The following is a 26338-nucleotide window of genomic DNA, read 5'->3' on the forward strand; positions in this document are numbered from 1 at the left end:
ACATCACCTCGCTGGCGGGGGCCGCGATCGACCGCGCCGCCGTCAACCAGCCGCCTGCCGCCCCCGCCGCCGCGCCCCGTCCCGCCGCGCCAAGTGCCAGCCCGGTGGCGAAACCCGCCGCCCCCGCCCGGACCGCCCCCGCCCAGACCGGCGCCGAGCCGATCCGCCACCGCGTCGCCCGCGGCGAAACCGCCTATTCGATCGCGCGCTATTACAATGTCCCGGCGAAATCGGTGGCGGACTGGAACGGCCTGCCCGCCGATCTGAGCGTGCGCGAAGGCCAGATGCTGATGATCCCGCCCGCGACCGGCGCCGCGCCGCGGCCCGCCACCGCGGCGCTGACCGAACCGGGCGAAGGCTCGCCCACGCCCGAGCCGCCCTCGGCGGCGAAACCGCTGCCGAAAGAGGTGCCGCCGAAAGCCTCGGCCCCGGTCGACAAATCCGCCGCCCCCGATCTGGGCGCCGCCCGCACCGAGGCTTCGCGCAGCTCGAAATTCGTCATGCCGGTGCCGGGTGCGATCATCCGCCCCTATGCCAAGGGCAAGAACGACGGCGTCGACATCCGCGCCGCCGCCGGAACCGCGGTCAAGGCCGCCGATGCGGGCACGGTCGCGGCGATCACCAAGGACACCGAACAGGTGCCGATCCTGGTTCTGCGCCACGAGGGCGGGCTGCTGACCGTCTATGCCAATATCGACGGCATCACCGTCGCCAAGGGCGACCGGATCAGCCGCGGCCAGAGCATCGCCAAGGTCCGCGCGGGCGACACCGGCTTTTTGCATTTCGAGGTCCGCAAGGGCTACGACTCGGTCGATCCGATGCCCTATCTGGACTGAGCCCCGGGCCCGGGGGCCGAACCGGACCGCATCACCGTCCCGCCACAGGGCGGGTGTCGCAAAAGGGGGCCTTGGCCCCCTTTTTTGTGCCGGTCACAAGAACTTGACCTCTCTGGCCGGGAAGCGCAATTTGCCGTGGGGGGAGGACACCCCAGCAACAGAGGGGTGGCCATGGCGCTTTTGAATTTCCTGAGCACGATCTCGCCGGTGGGGCTGGCGACGGCGGCGCTGGCGCTGGCGGGGGCGCTGGGTCTGCTTCTGGGCGGGCTGAACTGGCGCGGCATCGGGCTGGGCATCGGCGGGGTGCTGTTCGCGGGGCTCTTCGTCGGTCACTGGACCTCGGTCGCGGGCCTGCATCTTGCCCCGGAAATGCTGGAATTCGTGCGCGAATTCGGCCTCATCATCTTCGTCTTCACGATCGGCATCCAGGTCGGCCCGGGCTTTTTCGCCTCGTTGCAGCGCGCCGGTCTGCAGTTCAACCTGATCGCCGCCGCGATCGTCCTTCTGGGCGTGGCGACCACGGTGGCGCTGCATTTCCTTGCCGACATTCCGGTGCCCGCACTGGTCGGGCTGATGTCGGGGGCGGTGACGAACACCCCGGGGCTGGGCGCGGCAACGCAGGTGCTGAAGGATGCGGGCATCCCTTCGGAGGTGATTTCGGAAGCCTCGCTCGGCTATGCCGTCGCCTATCCCTTTGGTATAATTGGCATCTTGCTGACGATGATCGCGGTGCGGCAGGTGCTGGCGATCCGCATCGAGCGCGAAGAGGCGGAGTTCGAGGCGACCCGGGCCAAGGGCGGCACGAAGGAGCTGCCCGCGCTCAATGTGGTGGTGCGCAACCCCAATCTTGAAGGGCTGGAGCTGGGCGAGGTGCCCGATCTTTACGATCAGGGCGTGGTGGTGTCGCGGCTCAAGCGCGGCGAGGTGCTGATGCATCCCCTGCGCTCGATGGCGCTGCACATGGGCGACGTGCTGCATCTGGTCGGCCCCGCGGACAAGCTGCATGCGATGGTGCTGATCCTGGGCGAGGAGGTGGATGTCTCGCTCACCTCGACCAAGGGCACGCAGCTGAGCTGGCAGCGCGTCGCGGTGACGGCGCAAAAGGCGCTGGGCAAGCATATCCGCGATCTGGGGCTCGAGGAACGCTCGGTCTCGATTTCCCGCGTCACCCGGGCGGGGACGCAGCTGCCGGTCGAGCCCGATCTGGCGCTGCAATTCGGCGACATCCTGACCGTGGTCGGCGCCCCCGCCGATATCGAGGCGGTGAAGCCGCTCTTCGGCGATCAGATGAAAAGCCTGGATCTGGTGCAGTTTTCCGGCGTCTTCTTCGGCATCCTGCTCGGCGTGATCCTCGGCTCGATCCCGATCGCCTTTCCGGGCCTGCCCGCGCCGCTGAAACTGGGGCTGGCGGGGGGGCCGCTCGTCGCGGCGATCCTGCTCTCGCGCATCGGTTTCATCGGTCCCTTCGTCTTCTTCATGCCGCCCGTCGCCAACCATGCGCTGCGCGAGCTGGGCATCGTGCTGTTCCTCTCGGCGGTCGGGCTGAAGGCGGGCGGGCAATTCGTGCAGACGCTGATCCACGGGCCGGGGCTTTCATGGATGCTCTACGGCATGGTGATCACCCTCGTGCCGCTGATGATCGTGGGCTTCGTCGCCCGCATCGTCTATCGGGTGAACTACCTGAGCCTTTCGGGCGTGCTGGCGGGCTCGATGACCGATCCGCCCGCGCTCGCCTTTGCCAATGGCATGTCGGGCTCGGCGGCGGCCTCGGTCGGCTATGCCTCGGTCTATCCGCTGGTGATGTGCATGCGGATCCTTGCGCCGCAGATCATCGTGCTGTTGTTGCTGTGACCCGGGCCACCCCCGCCCGGAAGGAGAGACCATGAAGATCGCCACCTTCAACATCAACGGCATCAAGGCCCGCGCCGAGGCCCTGCCCGCCTGGCTGCGCGCGGCCGAAGCCGATGTCGTGCTGCTGCAGGAGATCAAATCGACCGACGAGGCCTTCCCGCAGGAGGTTCTCGACGGCACCGGCTACACGGTGCACACGCACGGGCAGAAAGGCTTCAACGGCGTGGCGATCCTGTCGCGGCTGCCGCTGGAAGATGTCCGCCGCGGCCTGCCCGGCGACGACAGCGACGATCAGGCCCGCTGGATCGAGGCGACGGTGATCGGCACCCGCGCGGTGCGGGTCTGCGGGCTTTACCTGCCGAATGGCAACCCGGCGCCGGGGCCGAAATACGATTACAAGCTTCACTGGATGGCGCGGATGCAGGCGCGGGTGGAAACCCTGCTGAAAACCGAGGAGCCGCTGGTTTTCGCGGGCGATTACAACGTGATCCCGCAAGACGAGGACGCCGCGAAACCGGACAGCTGGCGCGCGGATGCGCTGGCCCTGCCCGAGAGCCGCGCGGCGTTCCGGCGGATCGTGAACCTTGGCCTGACCGATGCCTTCCGCGCCCGGGTGCCCGGTCCGGGGCAGTATTCGTTCTGGGATTATCAGGCGGGCGCCTGGCAGAAAAACAACGGCATCCGCATCGACCACCTGCTGCTGAGCCCCCAGGCGGCCGATCTGTTGCGCGATGCGGGCATCGACAAGGAGGTCCGCGCGGGCGAGAAACCCTCGGATCACGTGCCGGTCTGGATCGAGCTGGACGCCTGAGCCTGACTTGCGGGGCGCCTATTTCCGCGGCCCCTATTTGCGCGGGGCCGTCACGTCGTGGCCATAGACCCAGTCGAAGCGGCCCAAGATCTTGCCCGGCGCAATCGCCGAGGCCGTGCGCAGCGCCAGATGCCCGATGACGCGGGCCGGGCCCGAGAGGTGATAGTTGCGGGCGTTTTCATTCGCCGCCTCGACGATCGCCTCGCAGCGCCCGCGCCGCGCCGCCTGATAGGCGGCCAGCCCCTCGGCGTCGCTTTGCGCTTCCGCCAGCGAGGCCGCCAGCACCCAGGCATCTTCCAGCGCCATCACCGCGCCCTGCGCCATGAAGGGCAAGGTGGGATGCGCCGCATCGCCGAGGATCGCCGCGCCGCGGCCCTGCCAGACCCGCGCCACGCGGTGCCGGAACAGCCCCCAAAGCCAGGGCTCCTTCACCGCCTCAAGCCAGTCCTGCACCTGCGGGCAGAAGTCCTCGAAGGCGGCCAGCAGGCTGCGCGGATCGTCGCGATGCGACCAGCCCTCGGCGGTCCAGCGCTGCCGTTCCTCGACCGCCACGATGTTGCGCAGGCCGCGCCCGATCGGATAGCTGACCAGATGCCGCCCGTCGCCCATGAAGACCTGCGCCACCTTGGGCTCGGCATCGTCGCAGGGCACCAGCGTCCGCCAGGCGACCTGATGGGTGAAAAAGGGCCGCCCCTCGCCGTTCAGCGCGCGCCGCACCCGCGATTGCAGCCCGTCGGCGCCGATCAGAAGGCCGGTCTCGATCTCCTCGCCCTTGAGCATCTTCAGCCGCGGCGGATGCAGGCCCAGCGTGACCTCGGCCACGCGTTGCTGCAGCTTGATCTCGACGCCCGCCGCGCGCGCGCCCTCGGCCAGAAGCTCAATCAGCCGGGCGCGATGCAAAAGCCGGTATTCCTCGCCCGGGCGCAGCCGCGCCAGATCGAGCCGCGTCACCCGCTTGCCGGTCTCGCCCTCGCGCAGCTCGATCGCCTCGGCCTGCGGACCGGCCGCGGCCAGCGCCTCGCCCAGACCAAGCGCATGCAGCACCCGCGCGCCATTGGGCGAAATCTGCAGGCCCGCGCCGACCTCGCGGATCGCATCGGCCTGTTCCAGCACTGTCACCTCGGCGCCCCGAAGCGCCAGCGCCCGGGCCACCGCAAGACCCGCAACCCCGGCCCCAAGCACCGTCACCTTCCGACCGATCAGCACGACCAGACCCTTTCCGAACCGTTGGACCCCGCCCGACCCGGAGCCGTCTTCCAAAAAAAAGCACCGGCCCCTGCTGGTGCCGGTGTCCCATGTCCTTGCGCGAAATCAAACCCCCCGCGCTGGGGCGTCGCGTCGCACCCCCTGTCGCACCCCCCCCTGTCGAGGCGGCGGCCGGGGTCAGTCGTCGCGGTGCACGCGCTCGCGGCGTTCGTGTTTTTCCTGTGCTTCCAGCGTCATCGTGGCGATCGGCCGGGCGTCAAGCCGCTTGAGCGAGATCGGCTCGCCGGTCATTTCGCAATAGCCGTATTCGCCATTCTCGATCCGGCGCAGCGCGGCGTCGATCTTCGAGACCAGCTTGCGCTGCCGGTCGCGGGTGCGCAATTCCAGCGCGCGGTCGGTTTCCTCGCTGGCGCGGTCGGCCAGATCGGGCACGTTGCGCGCCGATTCGGCAAGCCCTTCGAGGGTTTCGAGCGATTGTTCGAGCAGTTCCGATTTCCACGCCATCAGCTTGCGGCGGAAATATTCAAGCTGCCTTTCGTTCATGAAAGGCTCGTCTTCGGCCGGGCGGTAATTGTCGGGAAGGAAGGTCTCGGCTTTCATCGCGTCACTCACTGTCGGGCCCTCGGTCATGTCGGGGTTGCCCCCCGGCACCGCTGCGGGCTCACTTACCCTAACGCGCTTGGGTTGTCACCCCCGCTTTGCGGCTGCGGCATCTTTCCTGCGCCGATCCCGCGCGGCGCTTGCGGCGATTTTGGCGCCCGGCTAGGCTTTCGGCAGCAAGCAAGGAGAGGCAAGTGCAGTTCAGCTCGACCAAGGATTACGTTGCCCCCCCCGATCTGATCGTGGCGGTGAATGCCGCCGTCGCGCTCGAGCGGCCGCTGCTGGTCAAGGGCGAGCCCGGCACCGGCAAGACCGAACTGGCGCGGCAGGTCTCGGCGGCGCTGGGCCTGCCGATGCTCGAATGGGCGGTGAAATCGACGACGAAGGCGCAGCAGGGGCTTTACGAATACGACGCGGTCTCGCGCCTGCGCGACAGCCAGCTGGGCGATGCGCGGGTGAACGAGGTCCGGAACTACCTGCGCAAGGGCAAGCTCTGGCAGGCCTTCGAGGCCGAGGGCAAGGTGGTGCTTCTGATCGACGAGATCGACAAGGCCGACATCGAATTTCCGAACGATCTGTTGCAGGAACTCGACCGGATGGAGTTCCACGTCTACGAGACCGGCGAGACGATCCGCGCGGCGCATCGGCCGATCGTCATCATCACCTCGAACAACGAAAAGGAACTGCCCGACGCTTTCTTGCGGCGCTGTTTCTTTCACTACATCCGCTTCCCCGACACCGAGACCCTGCGCGCCATCGTCAAGGTGCATTTCCCCGGCATCAAGGAGGCGCTGCTGGCCGCCGCGCTGAGCCGATTCTACGAGATCCGCGAAACCCCGGGGCTGAAGAAGAAACCCTCCACCTCGGAGGTGCTCGACTGGCTGAAGCTTTTGCTGGCCGAGGATCTGTCGCCCGAGGATCTGAAGGCCGATCCGGCAAACCTGTTGCCGAAGCTGCACGGGGCGCTTTTGAAGAACGAACAGGATGTGCATCTGTTCGAGCGGCTGGCCTTCATGGCGCGGCGGCAGGGGCGCTGAGCGCGGCCCTCAGCGCGGCAGGACGGTGACCCGGCAGGTCGCGGGGGCGGGGCCGATCTCGCCCAGCCACAGCACCCCGGCCTGCTGCAGGTCGATCTCGAGCAGGCAATCGCCCTCCCGGTCGGGGGCGCGCACCAGAAGCGTCGTCTCCAGCGTGCCGCCCGGCGGCAGCGGCCGGGTGAACGGCTGCTGGCCGTCAAGCCACTGCAAAAGGCTGCCATCGGGCGCGCGCCAGTGGTTGCCCAGCGTCAGACCGCTTTCGCGGCTGGGCGCCCAGAGCTGATCGGTGCTGTTGCGCAAGGTCACCGGCACCTCGCACAGGCCGCATGCGGGCATCTCCAGCTGCGCGGGCGCGGTGATTTCGGCCGAAAGCGACCAGAGCGGGAAGACCCCGGGGCTGGTTCCCGTCACCGCATCCATGCGCCGGCGCAGGATGTCGGTCCACAGCTCCAGGATCTTGCCGTTGAAAAGCTTGCCATGTTCCGAGGGAATGGTGTCGAGCGTGCAGTTCGGCAGGTTGGCGCGCAACAGCGCCTCGGCGTCGTGAAAGCGCGACAGCGGGTTGGTCTCGTCATGGCGCCCGAGGATGAAGGCCGCGCGGCCGCCATAGGGGGTGATCTGGAGCGGGTTGAGACAGATCAGCAGGGCGACCGGGTGCTCGGCCGCGGTCAGCAGTTGCGCGGTCTTCTGCGCCAGAAGCGCGCCCTGACAATTGCCGCCCAGAAACAGCGGCCCCGAGAGACCGAGAGACAGCACCTCCTCGGCGCACATCGCCGCCAGATGCAGATGGGTCTTTGCCCCGGGCTTCACCACCAGATGCCCCGAGCGCATGCCGTAAAGCGGCTGATCGGGGCCAAGCGCGGCGGCCAGCGCCGCGAAGGGCGCATAGCCCTGACAACTCCAGACGAGCGGCGGGCGCGAGCCCGCGACATTGACCCCGAAGATCAGCCCGTTGGCGCTGACCACCTCGCCCTGCCACCAGGGCCGGGTGACCGCCGCGATTTTCTTGCGCAGATCGGCCACGAGCGCCGGATCGATCAGCCCCGCCCCGGCGGGGGCGGCGGCCGGGCTGTCCTGCACGGCGGGAGAGGCGATCTTGCTCATGTTCGCCGCAACCAGCCGTTGACGTTGAACGTCGCATTATAGCCGAACCGGTCGCAATACTGCGTGTCGATCGCGTAATCGGCGCCGCGGCGGGCCAAAAAGGCGTCGATCGCGCGCGAGGGCGGCGAGAGCGCCGAGGCCACCGCCGCGATGTCGGCGGCATCGCGAAACGCGCCGTCCTCGATGATCACGTAATCGCCCGGGGTCAGATGCGGATCGATGTAGTCCAGAACCGCGGTGCAGGTCGCCTCGTCATGGGCGGAATCCTCGATCACCAGCAGCGGATGGCCGAGGCGGCGCAGCTCCTCGGGCGGCAGCACCCGCGCCAGATCGCGGGCGTCGCCGATGCGGGCATCGACCTGCGGATGCGCGCTGGGGTTGCGCGGCAAAAGATCGATGCTGATCACCGGCCCGGGCAGGCCCAGCGCCGCCATCATGTCGGCCAGCCATTCGGTCCGCCCGCCTTCCAGACTGCCGATCTCGATCACCGCGGCCGGTTTCAGCGCGCCCAGCAACGCCAGATAATTCGCCATGTCGAGCGGGTTGAGCAGCATCGCCCGGCCCTTGTAGCGGGTCTCGAGGCTGCCCTTGAGCAGGTCGGTCAGCACCGCGTCGGGAAGCGCGCTGGAAAACTCCCGCGCCCCGCCGCCCTGCCCCGCCGCCGGTCCTGGCCCCGATCCCGCCGGCGCCAGCATCGGGCGGCTGGCATCGAGCCGTTCCAGCTCGGCGATCTTGCACAGGCTGCGCAGCGGGGGGCTCAGTTCCAGCGCGGCCAGCACCGCCGACAGCGCCCCCTCGCGGTCCGCCGCCAGCCGCGGCTGCGGCACGATCACCGCCAGACCGAACAGAAGCGGCAGCCAGACGACATGAAACTCTGCCCCGCGTTCGGCCAGAAAATCCTCGATCGCGGTCTTGACGCCATTGCGCGGACCGCCCTCGTGCTCGGCATGGGCAAAGCCCGCATTGTAGCCCCCGGGCGAGAGGCCGCGCTCCCGCGGCAAGAGCCCGCCGATGCGGAAAGGCTGGCGATGCGCGGCGGGGATGCGGTCGGGGCAATAGTAAAGATCGCGCCGCGCATAGGGCCATTCGACATCGTGGCAGATGCTGATCGGCGCATCGGGCGCAAGCGGGCCTTCGCGGCCGTAGATCGCCTCCAGCTCGTGATACATCGTGTACCAGTTGTGGTCGCCGTCCAGCAGCACGACATCGGCGGGCAGAAGAGCGCCCAGCACCTCAAGGCTGGGGTGCGGATGCAGCGCCACCGTCCCGGCGAAGCGATCCCCCAGCCGCGCCAGCTCGGGCCCGGGTTCGGGATCGACGATGTCAAGCCGCGCCCCGGCGGCCTTGGCCCAGGCGGCCAGAAGCCGGGAATGGCGGCCCGCATCGGCGCCGACCTCGATCACGCGGCGCGCTTCGGCGGCTTCCAGGATGGGTTTGACGACACTTGGCCAGAATTGGAACACGGGGCTGTCTCCGAAGAAGGGTCACGACTTGCGCCAGAAGGCGCCCGTCCAGTCGATCATGCCGAGGGGCTCGGTGATGCCGCGCGCGGCGCGGAAGCGGTCCACCGCCAGCGCGCATTGGCCAAGCCCGCCGTAATCGTCGATGATGACGAAGCCCCCGGGCGCAACGCGGTCGTAAAGCGCCTCCAGCGCCTGCAGGGTGGAGCTGTAAAGATCGCCATCGAGCCGCAGCAACGCCAGTTTTTCCACCGCGCAGCCCGCCAGCGTGTCGGCAAAGAAGCCGGGCAGAAACCGCACCCGCGCATCGAGCAGACCGAAATCGGCAAAGGCCCGCTCCACCCGCGCCTGCGAGACGGCGAGCGCCGGAAACTGGTCGCGCGACAGATCCAGCCCCTCGTCTTCGGGCAGCGCGGGCGGCGGCAGCCCGGCAAAGGAATCCGCCACCCAGAGACTGCGGTCCTGCGCCCCGGCCAGATCGAGCATCGCCTTCATCAGCAGGCAGGCGCCACCGCGCCAGACCCCGCATTCCATCAGATCGCCCGCCACCGCCTCGGCCAGAACGGTGCCGACGCAGTCCTGCAGATGGTCCAGCCGCCGACGCCCGATCATCGTATAGCCCAGCGGCGGACCGGCTTGCGCGGTCAGCGTGTCAAGGCCCTGCGCCCGCCGCCGCCGCTTTTCCGCCAGCGCCGGGGCCAGTTTTCCGGGCACGTCGTAAAGCGTCTCGCTCCAGAAAGCGGGGGGGATGTCCTTCATGCCCCGCAGCGTATCCAGCGCGACCTCGGTTTCCAGCCCGGTCTCGTTCAAAAGCACCGCCTTGAGCAGGTCAAGATAGCGCTCGCCCGCCTCGGGGCCGGGCCGCAGGGGCGTTGCAACCGCGCGCGGGGGGGCCGTCTGCCCCGCGGCCAGCTGGCGCGCGTAAGCCTCGGCGGCGCGGCGCGAGACCGGGCCGAAATAGCTGCGCTCGGTATCGACGACCCGGATCCGGCCGCGCAGGCGGTAATATTCCTTGGCGGCGCGCTTGTGCACCTCCAGCGCGGCGGCCCCGGCATTGGTGTGGGTGCCGCCGTGGATCTGATGAAAGATCCCCTCGCCCAGAACCACCACCTGCCGCGTGCCCGGATGTTCCAGCGCGCGCCAGAGCAGATCGGCATTGGCCGCCCCGCCGCCCGGGCTTTCGAAGGCCGGATCGAACCCGCCCAGCGCCGTCCACAGATCGCGCGGCAGGACCAACAGGTTGCTTTCGCTCAAAGGCCCGAACCAGCCGCGCCCGACATTCTCGGCAAAGGGGCTGATGTCGAACAGCCGGTAGCCGTCGGCCTGCCAGTCGATCCCGGCCAGCAACCGGTCTTCCCAGGCGCTGTCATAGCCCTGCTGCTGGGTCAGCCATTGCGGCCCCGGCCCGATCTGGAACGAGAGCGTGCTGACGACCGGCATCGGATCGATCCGCGCCGCGCGGCGGCAGGCCTCCAGCAGGCCCGGGCTGGCCATCCGCGCGCCGTCGATGCTGACGCCGACCAGCGGCGCCGCGGCCAGGCCAAGCCCGTGGTTGATCGCCCGCACCGGCGACGGCGTCGGATCGGCAAAGCGCTCGATCCGCAGATTGAGGCCCAGATCGGCGAAATCCTCGGCCCGCGGCGGCTGGCGCGAGCCGTTGTCGATCACGATCACCTCGTAATCCTCGGCGGCGATGCCCTGCTGATAGCGCGGCGAGAGGCTGTAAAGCGTCCGCGGCAATTCGCGCGCCATCTCGTGGCTGATCACGATGAGGCTCAGTTCGGGCGGCTTGGGGGTCATGCGAGCAGGCCGCTTTCGCGCAGATCGGCGATCAGCTCGTCGATCGTGGCATTGCGCAAGACCAGCGTCGCCGCGATCTCGGTGCCGAAATGCTCCTCCATCGCGCCCGCCATCACCACGGCATCGACCGAGTCGATCCCGAGGTTGTAAAACGGCGCGTCGCCGGTGATGGTGGCCGCCTCGGCCCCCGTCAGCGACACGAGAAATTCGGTGATCCAGGTTCTGACGGCAGTTTCGTTCAGCATCGGGTCCTCGCAGCAGGTGATTTCGGGGGCCATGCGGGTCAGACCTGCACGGGAAGGGTGGTCATGCGGCGCTGATTGTGCAGCGGCCGCCAGCCGGGCCGGTCGATGCACAGCCGCGGGCGCGGCCCGTCCAGCACGGTGCCGAGCGCGATCTCGGCCTCCATCCGGGCGACCCAGGCGCCAAGGCAGTGATGCAGCCCGGCGCCGAAGGATTGCACCGGCCGCCCGGTGCGGCCGGGCAGGTAAAGGTCGGGGTCGGGATAGGCTTGCGGGTCGCGGTTGGCGGCGGCGATCATCAGCACGATCTGCTGCCCCGCCCGGATCTCCTGCCCGGCAAGGGTCATGTCGGTGGCGGCGCGGCGGCGGACTTGCTGGATCGGCGCCTCCAGCCGCAAGGCCTCCTCGGCGGCGCTGGCCAGCAGCGTCCTGTCGGCGGCGACGCGGTCGCATTGATCGGGATGGTCAAGCAGCAGCCACAAAGCATTGCCGATCAGCGCCGAGGTGGTCTCGAAGCCCGCCATGAAGACGAAGCTGGTCAGGGCGGTCAGCCGGTCGTCGTCAAAGGGCGCCTCGGAGGCGTCATTGCGGCTGACCAGAAGCGACAGGCCGTCGTCGCGCGGGGCAAGGCGGCGGGCGGCGATCTCGGCGCGCAGGAAGGCATGCGCCTCGGTCAGGCGCCGCTCGGCGGCGCGGAAATCGCGGATCGAGGCGCCGCGGTTGAGGATCACCGGCACCCCCGAAAGCGTCTGCGCCAGCCAGAGCGCATCGGCATCGGCCAGCCCCAAAAGCCAGCCCATGAAGCGCGGCGGCAGCGGATCGGCAAAGCCGGTCATCAGGTCAAGACCGCCGTCGCGGGCCAGCGGCGCATGCAGATCGCGGGCGATGCGCGTCACCTCGGCGGCGCAGGCGGCCTGCGGGCGCAGCGCCAGAAGCCGCGCCACCAGCGCGCGCAGCGGCCCATGCGCGGGCGGGTTGCGGAAAAAGATCGCCATTTCGAGCAGCCGCAACAGCTCGACCGGATGATCGCCCAGCGCCTGCGAGACCTCGGCGACGAACTGCCCCAGATCCAGCGTCAGCAGGCCGGGGGTGCAAAAGGCCGCGCTGACGTCCTGATGGCGCAGCAGCACCCAGGCCTGTTCGGTCTCGGTCCAGAACACCGGCGCGCGGGCGCGCAGCGTCGCATAGACCGGATAGGGGTCGTCGCGCAAAAGCGGCGCAAGACTGTTGAACGATCCAAGATCACCCATCGGAACCTCCTGAAATTGCAACACATTCTTTCGGCGCAGCCGGACAGCGGGCCAGCTCTGCGGCCAGATAGGCGGCGCGGCAGGCGCCGCGGCGGATCTTGTTGCTGGTGGTGCGCGGCAAGGTGCCCGGCCGCACCAGCACGACCTCGAGCGGGCGCACCCCGAAGCCCTCGCAGATCGCCGCCACGACCGCCTGCGCCGCCAGATCCAGCGCCGGATCGGCCTGATGGCCGCGCTTGACCTCCTGCACGACGACCAGCGCCTCGGCCCCGTCCTGCGGCACGGCAAAGGCGGCGGCGGTGGCGGAGAGCGCGGGATGGGCGCGGGTGGCGGCGGCCTCGATATCCTCGGGGTGGTGCTTGGCGCCGCGGATGATCACGATATCCTTCAGCCGGCCGACGACGGCAAGCCCCCCGCCCGACATCTGCCCCAGATCGCCGGTGCGCAGGAAGGCCGGGCCGTCTTCGCCCGCGATCCGCGCCCCGAAGCTGTCCCGGCTGCGCTCGGGCTGCTGCCAGTAGCCCGCGCCGACATGCGGGCCCGCCACCCAGATCTCGCCCACCTTACCCTCGGGCAGGCGTTCGCGGGTTTCGGGATCGACGATGGCCAGCGCCTGCCCCGCGGCGCCAAGGCCGCAGATCACCCGCTCGGGCAGATCGGGGGCGCCGGGAAGCGTCGCCAGCCCGCTACCCGCCGGACCGCCCGAGACGAAAAGCGTCGTTTCGGCCATGCCGTAACAGGGAAACAGCGCCCGCGGGTCGAAGCCCGCCGGGGCAAGACGGGCGGCGAAGCGGCGCAGATCCTCGGCCCGGACGGGTTCGGCGCCGCAAAAGGCGACGCGCCAGCTGGACAGATCAAGACCCTCAAGCTGCTCGGGGCGCAGGCGTTCGGCGCAAAGCGCATAGGCGAAATTCGGCCCGCCGCTGCTGGTGGCGCGGTGGCGCGCGATCGCCTGCAGCCAGCGCAGCGGCCGCTGGATGAAATCCATCGGCGCCATCAGCACCGTCTCGGCCCCCAGATAAAGCGGCTGCAGCATCCCGCCGACCAGCCCCATGTCGTGAAAGAGCGGCAGCCAGCTGACCATCCGCGTCTCACTGTCATGGGCAAAGGCTTCGCGGATCATCTTCATGTTGGCGATCAGATTGCCCTGGGTGACGATCACCCCGCGCGGATCGGCGGTCGAGCCCGAGGTATATTGCAAAAAGGCCGGATCTTCGGGATGCGGCGGGGCGGGAGGCGGCGGATCGCCCGCAGGCGCAGGCCCGTCGGTGGCGATCCAGTCCAGATCGGGCCGCACGGCGGCGACGGCCCCGCGGATCGTCGCCTCGGCGGCCAGCGCGGCCGCGCTCAGCACCAGACAGGGCCGCGCATCGGCGGCGATCGCCGCGATCCGCGGGGCAGAGCGCGCAGGCGTGATGAAGGGCGTCGGCACGGCGATGGCGCCCGCGTAAAGACAGGCCCAGAAGCCGATGACAAAGGGCAGGCCCGGCGGATAGACCAGAAGCACGGTCCGCCCGCGCGCGCCGCGCGCCAGCAGTTCGGCCGCCCAAAGCCGGGCCTGACGGTCCAGATCGGCATAGGTCAGGCTTTGCCCCTCGCCCTCGCCGCGGTCCAGAAACCGCAGCGCGATCTTGTCGGGACGGCTCTGGGCGTGCCGCTGCAGAACCTGCGCCAAAGTCGTGGTCTGATCGGTGGGCAGGGGCGCAAGCCCCCCCGGCCCGGTCGTCTGCGCCATCATCGCCCCCCCTGCCGGAACCGCGCCACCGCCTCGGTGGCGGGGCCGAGCGTCAGCTCTGCGCCCATCTCGCAGCGGTTGCAGACCGGCATCGTCGCCCGGCGCGTGGCCAGCGCCTGCAGGAACTCTGCCCGCCCTTCCCCGGCCCAAAGCGCGCTGTAGCAGCTTTGCCCCAGATTGCCCAGCTGCGCGGCGCCCGGGTGAAAGCAGCACGGCACGATGTTGCCGCGATGATCGACGTAAAGATTGCCCGGATCGGCGGCGATCGCGCAGCCACCGGTGCCCGTCGCCACCTGATCGCGGGCGCGGTCGCGCAGGCTGTCGGGCAGCTGGATCCAGCCGCGGAATTCGGGATGAACGCCAAAGGGCCGCAGCACGTCGCGCCAGCGCAGCTTGTCCTCGGGCGTCTCGATCACGCAGCGCGCCTGCAGGCGCAGCCCCGGATATGTCGCCGCCAGATCCCGGGCAAAGACCAGAAAAGACATCAGTTTCGACCACTTGGCCGGTGGGCGCAGGGCTTCGTAACGGGCGGGCGTGCCGTCGCCATCGCAGCTGACCGTCAGCAGATTGACCGCCCCCATCGCCACCAGCGCCTCCAGCCGGTCGCGGGCGTCGCTTTGCGCATTGGTCGAAATCTCCACCCAATGCCGCTCGATCGGGGCGGCCAGCAGGATCCGCCCCAGCTCCTCCAGCTCGGGATGCAGCAGCGGCTCGCCATAATTGAACAGGCGCAGCAGGGTGATCTTCGGCACGTCGATGTTGGAGAGGCAGCGCGCGAACAGATCGGGCGCGATGAACTCGGGCCGCGGATCAAGGCCGGAATTCGGGCAGCCGACACAGCGCAGCTGGCAGCCGCCGACGATGTCGAAATGCAGGGTGGACAGGGACGGCCGCCCCCCGGGAGGGATCGCCTGTCGCGGCAGCGGAGATGTCATGGGCTTTCGCACCCTCCTGAAGCGACGCAACCCCGGGCTGCGGATGGCGGGGATGGCCCGAAAGCGCACCGATCGGCTGGCTTGACGGCGCCTTTGCCCGCAACACCGACGCCCGGACGTCTTTGGCGAAGGCCAGACCAACCGCGTACCGGCACAATTCCAAGCGACACGCCCCGCAGGACAGGCCCCGTATCTGCAGGAAGATCATCGCAAATCCCGGGGGTCAAGAGGGATTCGTCGGCGCTTGCGGTCCGCCGCCCGCGCCCGGCGCCGGGGCCAGAAGCGGGGGTGAAGCGGGGCCATGACGGGGACCGGAGCCCGCCGCGAAACCCCGGTTTTTCCCGGTCGCGCATAAAAAATACCAAAACTCGATAAACACAGTGGACTTTTTTCCGAAGATGGCATTCCTTTGGCGCAGACCCTTCTTCGGAGAGCCCGGATGGCCCAGCTTGACCTGATCGACCGCAAGATTGTTTCGGAACTGATGCGCGACGCGACGCTGCCGGTGGCGCAGATCGCCGACCGTGTCGGGCTGTCGCAGACCCCGTGCTGGAAGCGGATCCAGAAACTGGAAGCCTCGGGGGTGATCGAAAAGCGCGTGGCGCTGGCCAATCCGCAGGAACTGGGGCTGGGGTTGACCGTCTTTGTCGCCATCGAGGCCCCCGATCACGGCCCGGACTGGCGGGCCGCCTTTGCGGCTGCGGTCGAAAAACTGCCCGAAATCATGGAGGTCTGGCGCATGGCGGGGGAAATGGACTACCTGCTGCGCGTCGCGGTCTCGGACATGGCGGCCTATGACCTGCTCTATCGCCGCCTGACCGATGCGGTGCCGATCCGCAACATCACCTCGCATTTCGCGATGGAGCGGCTGCGCCACACCACCGCCTATCCGATCGACACCAAAAGCTGGTAGGCGGCCTCAGCGGGCAGAGAGCACCGCCACCAGATCGCCCCCGGCAGGCGCCCTGCCCGACAGATCCAGCGTGGCGGCGATGTCTTGCAGATGCGCCGCCATCAGCCGTTCCGCCGCCGCCCCGTCGCGCGCCCGCAGCGCCTGCAGCAGCGTGGCATGGTCGTGATCGCGGCAGGTCTCCAGCCCCGGCGCGCCGTAAATCGCCACGATCAGCGAGCTGCGCGCCACCAGCTCGCGCGCGATCCGTTCGAGCGTGGCATTGCCGCTCGCCTCGGCCAGCTGCAGATGGAACTGCCCCGAAAGCCGGATCGCCTCGTGGCGGCTGCCGCGATCATGCGCGGCGGCCTCTTCGGCGATGAACCGCTCCAGCGCGGCGATTTCCGCGGCGCCCGCGCGCTCGGCCACCAGACGCGCGATCGCCGGTTCCAGCGCCGCGCGCGCCTCGAACACGTCGCGCGCCTGCGCAGGCGTCGGGCTGGCCACATAGGCGCCGCGGTTTTCGCGCAGCTCCACCACCTCGCGGCTGGCCAGAAGCAGCAGACAGCGGCGGATCCGCATCCGCCCGACCCCGAAGGCCTTGCACAATTCCGATTCGGACAGCTTGGTCCCCGCGGCCAGCCGCCGTTCCATCACCGCCTCGAAAATACGCTCGACGATCTCGGTTTCGGTGATTTCGTCACCAGCACCGGAACCGTCTGTCTCTTGTGCAGGGCTCTCGTTCATCACGCCGGGTCCAAAACATCCTGTCTTCACAGGCAAATACATCCGCCCCCCGAAGCCAGCAAGCGTCGCGGCGGTCACAACCAGCTTAACAGGATGGTTGACAGGATTGTTAACAATCTTTTCCCTGATCCTGGCCAGCCGGACGCAGCGCCGGAGCATGGCACAGCCGCACCGCAACGACGGTCCACAGGGAGTTTCCACGATGAACAGACGCACCATGCTCGCCACCACCGCGCTTGCGGTCGCGGCGGCGTTTTCGCTTTCCGCCACGCTGGCCCGGGCCGAAGAGACGCTGAAGATCGGCTTTGTCGGCGTCACCTCGGGTCCGGCGGCGGCCTGGGGCACCTCGAACGTGCGCTCGATGCAGACGCTGGCGGCGATGCTGAACGAAAAGGGCGGCGTCGAGATCGGCGGCACCGCCTACAAGATCGAGATCGTCACCTTTGACGACCAGAAAGACCCCAAACGCGCGATTGCCGGCATGGAGCAGATGGCGCAGCAGGGCATCCATTATGTCGTCGGCCCGAATGTCGATGACGGCGCGGCCGCGGTGCGCCCGGTGGCCGAGGCGAATGACATCATCTACATCCCCTATGCCTTCCCGAAGGAGCTTTACACCAAGCCCGCCGAAAACGCCATTTTGGGCATGGTGGCCAGCTATCAGTCCGGCCCGGCGATCTACAAATATCTCAAGGAGAACAAGGGCGTCAGCAAGGTCGCCTTTGTCGCGGCGAATGAATCCGACCCGCTGAGCCAGCGCGACAGCGGCGTCGCGGCGGCGAAGGCGCTCGGCCTTGAGGTGACCTCCGCGGACGTGACCTATCAGGTCGACACCACCGATTTCACCCCGGTCCTGCTGCCGGTGCTGAAATCGCAGCCCGACCTGCTGGTGCTCTCGGGTGTCGCCCCGGCGGCCGCGCCGCAGCTGATCCGCTCGGCCCGCGATCTGGGCTATGCCGGGCTGATCTCGACCGAGACCGCGCAGGACGCCAAGGTGATCGAGGAAGGCGCGGGCGAGGCGGCGAATGGCTTCATCTCGGTCGGCGGCGCTTCGACGCCCGAGATCGCCTCGGATTACATGAAGGACTTCGTCGCGAAATACACCGAGATGTTCGGCGAATATAACGACGAGTCGAACACCAAGGTCTATGCGCTGCAATACATCCTCGAGACGCTGAAAGCCGATCCGAAGGGCCTGACCGACATCGCCGCCTTCAAGGCCGCGATCGACAGTTTCGCCGCGCCGAACCCCTACATGAAGGGCGAAGCGAGCCTGAGCTATGTCGGCACCACCTCCTTCGGGCAGAAGCGGCAGCTGTCGGTGCCGCTCGTGGTGAACGAATACAAGGACGGCGCGTTCCAGACGCTGTTCGTCGCCACCGTCGACTGACGCGCCCGACTGACACGCCCGGCCCGGCCGCGACCGGCCGGGCCCTTCTTGGTCCGGGGAGAGGACATGGAGCAGATCATCGTCAACGGGCTCTTTCTTGGCGCATCCTATGCGCTGATCGCGCTCGGCCTCACGCTCATCTTTTCGCTGATGAACGTGCTCAATTTCGCCCATGGGCAGATGTATGTGATCGGCGGATTCATCACCTATACGGTGGTGGCGCAGTTCCACCTGCCCTTCGTCGTCGGGCTGATCGCCTCGGCCGTGGCGCTGGCGGCGCTGGGCGCCTTTGCCGAGAGGTTCCTGTTCGCCCCGGTCATCCGCCGCTCGCAGCGCGAGGAATCGACGATGCTTCTGGCGGCCGGGATCGCGTTTTTCCTCGATGCGGTGACGCTGCTGGTCTTTGGCGAGAAGCAGCGCGGCATTCCGAAGCTTGTTCCGGGCGTCTTCAACTGGGATTTCCGCATCGTCATGCCCTATGACCGGATCCTGATCGGGGCTCTGGCCGTGGCGCTGATCGTCGCCTTCATCCTGTTCATGCGCCAGTCGCGCACCGGACGCGCGATGCGGGCCTTGGCGCAGGACCGGATGGCGGCCGAGCTGATGGGGGTCGATGTCGCGCGCTATTCGATGATCGGCTTTGCGCTTGGCGCGATGCTGGCGGGGCTGGTCGGCGGGCTTCTCGTCTCGATCGTCGGCGTCAATCTGGGCATGGGGGGGCCGACCTCGATCAAGGCCTTCCTGATGATCATGATCGGTGGCGCCGGGGTGATTTCGGGCGCCATCGCCGGGGGCTTCCTTCTGGGCATGCTGGAATCCGTGGGGCTGTCGCTGCTCGCCGCTTACGGCGACATCACCTATCTTGTCATCTTCGCCTCGCTGATGATCTTCCTCGCCTTCCGCCCGCAGGGGCTGATGGGCAAACCCTGGGGCTGAGCCATGATCCGTGCCGTTTCCCTCGCCGCCTTCCTGCTGGCGCTTTACATCGGCGTGCCGGGGCTGATCAGCCTCACCGGCCGGTGGGATTTCTACTACACGCTGACTTCGGTCGCGCTTTTGTCGATCGGCTCGGCCGGGGTCTGGCTGACCTTCTACATCGGCCGCATCAACATCGGTCAGGGCGCCTATGCGCTGGCGGGCGGCTATGTCGCCGCCATCCTGATCACCAGGGCGGGGGTCAACTTCTGGGCCACGCTGCCCTTGGCGGGGCTTTTTTGCGCCGCGCTGGCGGTGCTGATAGGCCTGCCGATCCTGCGGCTGAGGGGCGTCTATTTCTCGATGGTGACGCTGGTTCTGACCGAGGTCGCCCGGCTTTCGGCGCTGGCCCTGCCGATCACCAATGGCGCGCGCGGCATCACCTCGATCCCGCTGCCGGGCGAGGTGTCGGTCTTCGGCCTGACCCTGATCCCCGATTTCGCCACGCTCGAAAACCCGAAACTGGCGTTTTACCTGATGGCCGTGACGCTGATGTGCCTTGCCTATCTGGTGCTCTGGCGCATCACCCGGTCGCGGCTGGGGCATCTGTTCCGGTCCTTGCAGCAAAACGAGGATCTGGCGGCTTCGATCGGCGTCAACATCGCGTTCCTGCGGGTGCTGGCCTATGCGATTTCGTCGTTCATGGGCGGCATCGCCGGGGCGGGCTTCGTGGTGATCTCGCAGTCGATCTATCCCTCGTCCTTTCAGGTCGCCGACAGCGTCAACTTCATGCTGAACTGCTTCCTGGGCGGGCTTGGCTTCGTCTTCGGTCCGATGCTGGGCACGCTCGTTCTTTACTTCGGCTGGTCGCTGCTCTTTGCCGCCGCGAAATACCAGATGCTGATCTATTCGACGCTGCTGATCGCCGCGATGCTGGTCGTGCCGAACGGCCTGCTCAGCCTGCCCGCGATGTTGCGGAAAAAGGACAAGCCATGACCCCGATCCTGCAAATCCGCAACGTCACCAAGCGCTTCGACGGGCTGGTCGCGAACAATGACATCAGCTTCGACGTCGCCGAGGGCGAGATCCTTTCCGTCATCGGCCCGAATGGCGCGGGGAAATCCACGCTGTTCAAGATGATCTCGTCCTTCCTGCGCACCACATCCGGAGAGGTGCTGTTTCGCGGCGAACGCATCTCGAACCTCTCGCCGCATGCGGTGGCGCGCAAGGGCGTCGTGCGGACCTTTCAGGAAACGACGATCTTCCGCGCCATGACGCTGCGCGAAAACGTCATCGTCGCGCATCACCTGCGCGCCCGGGCGACGCTCGCCGGGTTCTTTTTCGGATCAAGTGCCGCGCGGGCGGACGAGACCGCCTTTGCCGCCTCGGCCGACGAGATCATCGGCTTTCTGGGCCTTGCGCCGATTGCGGGCGAGCTGGCGTCGAACCTGCCGCAGGGGCATCTGCGCGCGCTGGGCATGGCGATTGGCCTCGCCACCAACCCCTCGGTGTTGCTGCTCGACGAGCCCTTCGCCGGGATGAACCATGACGAGACGATGCGGATGGTGGCGCTGGTGCGGCGGCTGCGCGATGAACGCGGGGTGACCGTGCTTCTGGTCGAACATGACATGCCGGCGGTGATGAAGATATCGGACCGGATCGTGGTCTTGAACTTCGGCGAAAAGATCGCCGAGGGCACGCCCGCGGAAATTCAGGAAAATCCGCGCGTGATCGAGGCCTATCTGGGCTCGGAAGATGCTGCGATCGGGATGTAAGACATGCTTCTGAGCCTTGAAAACATCGAACTTTATTACGATCACGTCTATGCGCTCAAGGGCGTGTCGCTCAACCTGGCCGAGGGCGAGACGGTGGCCCTGATCGGCGCGAACGGGGCGGGGAAATCCTCGATCCTGCGCGCGATCACAGGGCTGCGCAAACCGCGCGCGGGCACGATCACCTATCGCGGCGCGCGGATCGACGGCAAATCCCCCGCCGAGATCGTGAAAATGGGCATCGCCATGGTGCCCGAGGGGCGGCGCGTCTTTCCGCTGATGTCGGTCAAGGACAACCTGCTGATGGGCGCCTTCACCCGCTCCGACAAGGCCGGGATCGCGCGTTCGCTCGAGGCCGTCCTGACCCGGTTTCCGCGGCTGAAGGAACGCTATGGCCAGCAGGCGGGCACGCTCTCGGGGGGCGAGCAGCAGATGATGGTGATCGGCCGCGCGCTGATGGCGGCGCCGAAGCTGCTTTTGCTCGACGAGCCCTCGCTGGGCATCGCGCCGAAGCTGGTGCAGGACATCGCGCGGTCGATCGTGGCGATCAGCCGCGACGAGGGCGTGTCGGTGCTGCTGGTCGAGCAGAACAGCCGCATGGCGCTGTCGATTTCCGCGCGCGCCTATGCGCTCTCGACCGGCACCGTGGCGCTCTCGGGCGCGTCGAAGGATCTGATGCACGACCCGCGCATCAAGGCGGCTTATCTGGGCGGAGACATCTGATGCGACTGCTGGTGATCAATCCCAACACCACCGCCACGATGACGGAAAAGATCGGCGCCGCCGCGCGTCGGGTGGCCGCGCCGGGGACCGAGATCCTTGCCGTCAATCCGGGCAGCGGCCCCGCCTCGATCGAGGGCTATTACGACGAGGCGATCAGTCTGGCCGGTCTGCTGGAGGTGATCGGCGGGCGGTCGGATTATGACGCGGTGATCATCGCCTGTTTCGACGATACCGGGCTGGATGCCGCGCGCTGCCTGACCGACAAGCCGGTGATCGGCATCGGCGAGGCGGCCTTTCACATGGCGGCGATGCTGTCGAACAGCTTTTCCGTCGTCACCACTTTGGGCCGGTCGGTTCCGGCGATCTCGCACAATCTGGCCCGTTACGGTCTGGCCACGCGCTGCGCCCGGGTGCGGGCCTCGGAAATTCCGGTGCTGGATCTGGAAGACCCGCTCAGCGACGCCTGTGCGCGCATCGGCCACGAAGTCGCGCGGGCGATCCTTGAGGACCGGGCCGAGGCGATCGTGCTGGGCTGCGCGGGCATGACCGATCTGGCCCGGGCGCTGTCGCAGGCGCATGGGCTGCCGGTGCTCGATGGCGTCGTCTGCGCCGTGGCCCTGGCCGAGGGGATGGTGCGGCTCGGTCTGGCCACCTCGCGGCTGGGGGGCTATGCGCCGCCGCGGTTCGACAAGTCGGCGCCGGTCAATGTCGAGCGTGGGCCCGCCCCGTAACCGGGACGGGCCGGGCCGGATCTGTCAGCCCAGATTGATCCAGACCGATTTCGTCTGGGTATATTGCGACAGCGCCTCGAAACACTTGTCGCGGCCGTTGCCGGTCTGCTTGAAGCCGCCCCAGATCGAGGTCATGTCGCCGTGATCGAAGCAGTTCACCCAGCACACGCCCGCTTCCATGTCACGCCCGAAGGTATGCGCCTTGGCCAGATCGCGGGTCCAGACCGAAGCGGCCAGCCCATAGGGCGAGTCATTGGCGATTTCGAGCCCGTCTTCGAGCCCGTCGATCGGGATGATCGTGCCGACCGGGCCGAAGATTTCCTCGCGCGCGATGGTCATCGCATTGTTGACCCCGGTGAACAGCGTCGGTTCGACATAGGCGCCGTGCGACAGGCCCGCGGGCGTGCCACCGCCCAGCGCCAGTGTCGCCCCCTCGGCGCGGCCCTTGTCGATATAGCCCAGAACGCGGGCCTGCTGGTCGGTGGTGACCAAGGGCCCCATCGTCGTCGCCGGATCCAGCGGATCGCCGACGACGAAGTTCTGCTGCGCGGTGGCGATGAACTTTTCGACAAAGGCGTCGTGCAACTCCCGCGCCACAAGGATGCGCGAGCCCGCATTGCAGACCTCGCCCTGATTGCCGAAGATGCCGTTCACCGCATAGGTCGCGGCGGTGTCCAGATCGTCCCAGTCGCCCAGAATGATCTGCGGGGTCTTGCCGCCGCATTCGGTGGAGACGCGCTTCATGTTCGATTGACCGGCATAGATCATCAGAAGCTTGCCGACCTCGGTCGAGCCGGTGAAGGCGATCTTGTCGACATCCATGTGCAACGCAAGCGCCTTGCCCGCCTCCTCGCCCAGACCGTGGACAACGTTCAGAACCCCGGGCGGGCCGCCCGCTTCGATGAACAACTCGGCCAGCAGACAGGCCGAAAGCGGCGACTGCTCGGCCGGTTTCAGCACCACCGAATTGCCGGTGGCCAGCGCCGGGCCCAGCTTCCACGCCGCCATCATCAGCGGATAGTTCCAGGGCGTGATGATGCCGACAACGCCAAGCGGCTGATTGAGGATGTAATGCAGCGCGGTGGTCGCCGTCGCCGTCACCTGACCGTGGAACTTGTCGATCGATTCCCCGAAGAACTTGATCGAGGTGGCCGAGAAGGGCACGTCGATGTTCATCATGTCCATCACCGGCTTGCCCATGTCGAGACTGTCAAGGACGGCGAATTCCTCGCCATGCGCCTCGATCAGCGCGGCGAATTTCTCCAGCACCGCCATGCGGGCGCGCGGCTCCATCTTTGACCAGACGCCGGAGCGAAAGACCTTGCGGGCGACCGACACGGCCAGGTCGATCTCGGCCTGACCGCCGCGGGCGACCTCGGCCAGGACGGCGCCATTCGCGGGGTTGATCGTCTGGAAGGTGCGGCCATCGGCCGAGGGCAGATAGTCGCCGCCGATGAAATGGCGGGTGCGCAGCGTCAGCTTTTCGGCAAGCCCCTGCCAATAGGCCAAGGTGGTATCGGTCATTTTTCTCTCCCTGTGGTTATTTGCGGTCGCGCAGCAGCCCGACCGAGAGGATGATGAGCAGAAGCGAGACCAGAACGATCAGCGAGCCGATGGCGTTGATCTCGGGGGTGATGCCACGGCGCAGCGTGGAATAGATGTAGATGGGCAGGGTGATGTCGCGCCCGGTCAGGAAATAGGTCACCGGGATCTCGTCGAAGGAGAGGGTGAAGGACAAAAGCCCCGCGCCCAGGATCGCCGGCCGGATCGCGGGCAGGGTGACGCGAAAGAAGGTCTCGACCGGCCCTGCCCCCAGATCGGCCGAGGCTTCCAGCAGCCGGTGATCGGTCTTTGCGAGCCGCGCCATCACCTGGCTGACCACCACGCCCAAAAGCGCCGTCGCATGGCCGATCACCACCGCGGTCAGGCTTTGGGGAATGCCGATCTGCTTGTAAAAGTTCAGCATCGCGATGCCGGTCACCAGCCCCGGCAGGCTGAGCGGCAGCAAGATCGCATTGCGGAACAGCCCCTTGCCCGGGAAGTCGTGCCGGTCAAGGACCAACGCCGCCAAGGTGCCGATGCTCAGCGTCAGGCCGGTGGCGCAGGTGGCGACGATCAGGCTGTTTTTCAGCGCCGTCAGCATCTGCGCATTGGCGAAGACCGCCTGATACCAGTGCCAGGTGAAGCCCGACAGCGGGAAGGAGGTCACCTTGCTGTCGTTGAAGGAAAACACCACCAGCACGACGATCGGCAGGTACAGGAAGGCGAGCACGCCGAAGACGAAGCCGACCATCCCCTTTTGCCACCACAAAAGCTGTTTCATCACCGCCCCCTATCGCAGATTGCGCGCCGAGGCGCGTTCGGCCCAGCCGGTCACGCCCAGGATCGCCAGCACCATGATCAGCACGAGCGTGGCGAGCGCCGAGCCCAGCGGCCAGTTCAGCGCCGCGCCGAATTGCGTTTGCAGCAGGTTCGCCACCATCGTCCCGTCGGGGCCGCCGACCAGCACCGGGGCGACGAAATCGCCGAAACTCAGGCAAAAGGTCATCATCGACCCCGCCACGACACCGCCCAGCGACAAGGGCGCGATCACGTGGCGAAAGGTGCCCAAAGGCCCGATGCCAAGGTCTTCCGAGGCCTCGATCAGCCCCTTGGGGATGTTTTCAAGCACCGAATAGATCGGCATCACCATGAAGGGCACGAAGATATAGGTGAGCGTGATCACCATCGCGGTCTGGTTGTAAAGGAAGGCATCCAGCGGCGTGTCGATCAGGCCCAGCCAGATCAGCGCGGAATTGAGCGCGCCATCGGTGCCCAGAATGATCTTCCAGGTATAGGCGCGCAGCAGGTAGCTGACCCAGAGCGGCACGATCACCGCCATGTAGATCAGATTGCGCAGCTTGTCGGAGCGGATGGTGAAGACCAGGAAATAAGCGAGCGGATAGCCCAGGATCAGCGCGCAACCCGTCACCATCGCGGCGATCTTCAGCGTGCGCAGGATCACCGTCGTGTATTGCGGGTCTGAAAAGAGCTGCAGGTAGTTGCCGAACTGAAAGTCGGGCACGAAAAGCGGGAATTGCCGGGTCCAGAAGCCGACCGCGATCATCAGCAGATAGGGCACGATCAGAAGCAGAAGCGCCCAGCCCAGCGGCAGCGCGAAAAGCCCCGCCGTCAGCAGCATCGAGGAGGCGGGGCGTCTCATGCGGCCACCTTGGCAAACAGCATCACATCCTCGGGGGCGACGGCAAAGCGGATCGGCTGGCCCGGCAGCAGCGCATCGGCGGAAAGCGAGGAGCCCCGCGAAAGCTGCGCAAAGGCCGGTTGCACCGCGCCATCGGGCAGGAATTCCAGCCTTATGCTGTCGCCGTGAAACAGCGTGTCGACCACCCTGCCCTGCACCAGATTGTCGCCCGTGGCGGGGCGCAGATGTTCGGGGCGGATGCCGATCAGCACCGCGCTGCCCGGATGGAAACCGCCATTGCCCGCGGTTTTGCGGCGCAACACCCCCCCGCCCGGCAGGGTGATCACGTCGAATTCGGCCTCGCGCCCGGCGTAATGCGCCTCGATCAGGTTCGTCGCGCCAATGAAATCGGCGACATAGGGCGTGGCCGGGCGGTCATACAGATCGTTCGGCGTGCCGATCTGGCGGATCCGCCCCGCCTCCATCACCACGATCCGGTTCGACAGCGCCAAAGCCTCGGTCTGATCATGCGTGACCATGAGAAAGGTGATGCCCAATTCCCGGTGCAGCCGCTTCAGTTCGACCTGCATCACCTCGCGCAGTTTCACATCGAGCGCCGAAAGCGGCTCATCGAGCAGCAGCACCCGCGGCTTGCGGATGAGCGCCCGCGCCATCGCCACGCGCTGCTTTTGCCCGCCCGATAGCGCGCCGGGGCGTTTCGTCCCCATCTGCGTCAGCCCGACCATTTCAAGCACCTCGGCCACCTGCCGGGGAATGTCGGACCGCGCCACAGTCGAACCGCGCACGGTCAGCCCGTAGGCGACGTTTTCCGCCACCGTCATATGCGGAAACAGCGCGTAATCCTGAAACACCGTGTTCACCGGGCGGCGATAGGGCGGATTGGTCGTCACATCCTGCCCGGCAATGCCGATCTTGCCGGAACTGGGCAGCTCGAAGCCGCCGATCAGCCGCAGCGTCGTCGTCTTGCCGCAGCCCGAGGGGCCCAGCAGCGTGACGAATTCGCCTTCGCCAATGGAGAAACTGGTTTCATGCAGCGCCTTGAAACTGCCGAAGGATTTGGTGACGCCGTCGAGCGTCACGATAGGGCGTGAGGACATGGGCC

At 67.4% G+C, this 26338-nt stretch carries 25 protein-coding genes; 11 read left to right on the forward strand and 14 right to left on the reverse strand.

Features of this window, described 5'->3' with window-relative positions; all coding sequences use genetic code 11:
- The 3 genes from FBT96_RS04525 to xth all read left to right on the forward strand — a co-directional run.
- A partial coding sequence (locus FBT96_RS04525) for a M23 family metallopeptidase (protein WP_136905153.1) occupies window positions 1–836 on the forward strand: 836 nt, incomplete at its 5' end.
- A 171-nt stretch (window positions 837–1007) separates the two neighbouring features.
- Window positions 1008–2687: a putative transporter gene (locus FBT96_RS04530; protein ID WP_136905154.1), complete on the forward strand. Its 1680-nt coding sequence runs from the start codon at window positions 1008–1010 to the stop codon at window positions 2685–2687.
- A gap of 31 nt (window positions 2688–2718) precedes the next feature.
- The gene (xth, locus tag FBT96_RS04535; protein ID WP_136905155.1) at window positions 2719–3498 is read left to right on the forward strand and encodes an exodeoxyribonuclease III; all 780 of its coding nucleotides are present in this window, start codon (window positions 2719–2721) and stop codon (window positions 3496–3498) included.
- Between the two features lie 33 nt (window positions 3499–3531).
- Here xth and FBT96_RS04540 read toward each other — a convergent pair whose 3' ends face one another.
- Window positions 3532–4704 (reverse strand): FAD-dependent monooxygenase, encoded by a 1173-nt coding sequence (locus FBT96_RS04540; RefSeq protein ID WP_136905156.1) that lies wholly within the window; start codon window positions 4702–4704, stop codon window positions 3532–3534.
- Window positions 4705–4881: 177 nt separating this feature from the next.
- Window positions 4882–5304: an RNA polymerase-binding protein DksA gene (gene dksA, locus FBT96_RS04545; protein ID WP_055212729.1), complete on the reverse strand. Its 423-nt coding sequence runs from the start codon at window positions 5302–5304 to the stop codon at window positions 4882–4884.
- Between the two features lie 194 nt (window positions 5305–5498).
- Between dksA and FBT96_RS04550 the strand changes: the two genes are divergently transcribed.
- Window positions 5499–6341: an AAA family ATPase gene (locus FBT96_RS04550; protein ID WP_136905157.1), complete on the forward strand. Its 843-nt coding sequence runs from the start codon at window positions 5499–5501 to the stop codon at window positions 6339–6341.
- Between the two features lie 9 nt (window positions 6342–6350).
- Here the strand turns inward: FBT96_RS04550 and FBT96_RS04555 are convergent, their stop codons facing one another.
- From FBT96_RS04555 to FBT96_RS04585, 7 genes are read right to left on the reverse strand one after another with little or no spacing between them, the layout of a single operon-like run.
- Window positions 6351–7445: an alpha/beta hydrolase family protein gene (locus FBT96_RS04555; RefSeq protein ID WP_136905158.1), complete on the reverse strand. Its 1095-nt coding sequence runs from the start codon at window positions 7443–7445 to the stop codon at window positions 6351–6353.
- Entirely contained in the window at window positions 7442–8908 is a 1467-nt protein-coding gene (locus FBT96_RS04560) for a CmcI family methyltransferase (RefSeq protein ID WP_136905159.1), read from the reverse strand. The genes FBT96_RS04555 and FBT96_RS04560 overlap by 4 nt, the downstream gene beginning before the upstream one ends.
- A gap of 21 nt (window positions 8909–8929) precedes the next feature.
- The gene (locus FBT96_RS04565) at window positions 8930–10705 is read right to left on the reverse strand and encodes a TylF/MycF/NovP-related O-methyltransferase (RefSeq protein WP_212635356.1); all 1776 of its coding nucleotides are present in this window, start codon (window positions 10703–10705) and stop codon (window positions 8930–8932) included.
- Window positions 10702–10983 (reverse strand): acyl carrier protein, encoded by a 282-nt coding sequence (locus tag FBT96_RS04570; protein ID WP_136905160.1) that lies wholly within the window; start codon window positions 10981–10983, stop codon window positions 10702–10704. Before FBT96_RS04570 ends, FBT96_RS04565 begins: the two co-directional genes overlap by 4 nt.
- Before the next feature lie 5 nt (window positions 10984–10988).
- Window positions 10989–12197 (reverse strand): cytochrome P450, encoded by a 1209-nt coding sequence (locus FBT96_RS04575; RefSeq protein WP_136905161.1) that lies wholly within the window; start codon window positions 12195–12197, stop codon window positions 10989–10991.
- The gene (locus FBT96_RS04580; protein ID WP_169583213.1) at window positions 12190–13932 is read right to left on the reverse strand and encodes a fatty acyl-AMP ligase; all 1743 of its coding nucleotides are present in this window, start codon (window positions 13930–13932) and stop codon (window positions 12190–12192) included. Before FBT96_RS04580 ends, FBT96_RS04575 begins: the two co-directional genes overlap by 8 nt.
- Window positions 13932–14867, reverse strand: a complete 936-nt coding sequence (locus tag FBT96_RS04585) for a radical SAM/SPASM domain-containing protein (RefSeq protein WP_136905163.1) — start codon at window positions 14865–14867, stop codon at window positions 13932–13934. Before FBT96_RS04585 ends, FBT96_RS04580 begins: the two co-directional genes overlap by 1 nt.
- A 439-nt stretch (window positions 14868–15306) precedes the next feature.
- Here FBT96_RS04585 and FBT96_RS04590 point away from each other — a divergent pair, with 439 nt between their 5' ends.
- Window positions 15307–15780 carry an Lrp/AsnC family transcriptional regulator gene (locus FBT96_RS04590; RefSeq protein WP_136905164.1) on the forward strand — a complete coding sequence of 158 codons (474 nt, stop codon included), beginning with the start codon at window positions 15307–15309 and terminating at the stop codon, window positions 15778–15780.
- Window positions 15781–15786: 6 nt separating this feature from the next.
- Here the strand turns inward: FBT96_RS04590 and FBT96_RS04595 are convergent, their stop codons facing one another.
- Window positions 15787–16503, reverse strand: a complete 717-nt coding sequence (locus tag FBT96_RS04595) for a GntR family transcriptional regulator (protein WP_169583215.1) — start codon at window positions 16501–16503, stop codon at window positions 15787–15789.
- A 202-nt stretch (window positions 16504–16705) separates the two neighbouring features.
- Between FBT96_RS04595 and FBT96_RS04600 the strand changes: the two genes are divergently transcribed.
- The 6 genes from FBT96_RS04600 (at window position 16706) to FBT96_RS04625 (ending at window position 22034) form a co-directional block, all read left to right on the forward strand.
- The gene (locus FBT96_RS04600) at window positions 16706–17893 is read left to right on the forward strand and encodes an ABC transporter substrate-binding protein (protein ID WP_136905166.1); all 1188 of its coding nucleotides are present in this window, start codon (window positions 16706–16708) and stop codon (window positions 17891–17893) included.
- A gap of 66 nt (window positions 17894–17959) precedes the next feature.
- Entirely contained in the window at window positions 17960–18829 is an 870-nt protein-coding gene (locus FBT96_RS04605; RefSeq protein WP_136905167.1) for a branched-chain amino acid ABC transporter permease, read from the forward strand.
- Window positions 18830–18832: 3 nt separating this feature from the next.
- On the forward strand, window positions 18833–19804 hold the full coding sequence (locus tag FBT96_RS04610; RefSeq protein WP_136905168.1) for a branched-chain amino acid ABC transporter permease: 972 nt from the start codon (window positions 18833–18835) through the stop codon (window positions 19802–19804).
- Entirely contained in the window at window positions 19801–20583 is a 783-nt protein-coding gene (locus tag FBT96_RS04615) for an ABC transporter ATP-binding protein (protein WP_023922516.1), read from the forward strand. The genes FBT96_RS04610 and FBT96_RS04615 overlap by 4 nt, the downstream gene beginning before the upstream one ends.
- A gap of 3 nt (window positions 20584–20586) precedes the next feature.
- A complete protein-coding gene (locus tag FBT96_RS04620; RefSeq protein ID WP_023922518.1) occupies window positions 20587–21303 on the forward strand; it encodes an ABC transporter ATP-binding protein in 717 nt (238 codons plus the stop codon).
- Window positions 21303–22034: an aspartate/glutamate racemase family protein gene (locus FBT96_RS04625; protein ID WP_136905169.1), complete on the forward strand. Its 732-nt coding sequence runs from the start codon at window positions 21303–21305 to the stop codon at window positions 22032–22034. The genes FBT96_RS04620 and FBT96_RS04625 overlap by 1 nt, the downstream gene beginning before the upstream one ends.
- A 24-nt stretch (window positions 22035–22058) precedes the next feature.
- Here FBT96_RS04625 and FBT96_RS04630 read toward each other — a convergent pair whose 3' ends face one another.
- The 4 genes from FBT96_RS04630 to FBT96_RS04645 are packed head-to-tail and all read right to left on the reverse strand — an operon-like array spanning window position 22059 to window position 26333.
- The gene (locus FBT96_RS04630) at window positions 22059–23558 is read right to left on the reverse strand and encodes an aldehyde dehydrogenase (RefSeq protein ID WP_136905170.1); all 1500 of its coding nucleotides are present in this window, start codon (window positions 23556–23558) and stop codon (window positions 22059–22061) included.
- A gap of 16 nt (window positions 23559–23574) precedes the next feature.
- The gene (locus FBT96_RS04635; protein WP_136905171.1) at window positions 23575–24357 is read right to left on the reverse strand and encodes an ABC transporter permease; all 783 of its coding nucleotides are present in this window, start codon (window positions 24355–24357) and stop codon (window positions 23575–23577) included.
- A 9-nt stretch (window positions 24358–24366) separates the two neighbouring features.
- Window positions 24367–25236 (reverse strand): ABC transporter permease, encoded by an 870-nt coding sequence (locus FBT96_RS04640; protein WP_136905172.1) that lies wholly within the window; start codon window positions 25234–25236, stop codon window positions 24367–24369.
- Entirely contained in the window at window positions 25233–26333 is a 1101-nt protein-coding gene (locus FBT96_RS04645) for an ABC transporter ATP-binding protein (protein ID WP_136905173.1), read from the reverse strand. Before FBT96_RS04645 ends, FBT96_RS04640 begins: the two co-directional genes overlap by 4 nt.
- Window positions 26334–26338: the final 5 nt, after the last annotated feature.

The sequence above is a fragment of the Rhodobacter capsulatus genome, from assembly GCF_005144475.1.
GTDB lineage: Bacteria > Pseudomonadota > Alphaproteobacteria > Rhodobacterales > Rhodobacteraceae > Rhodobacter > Rhodobacter capsulatus_C.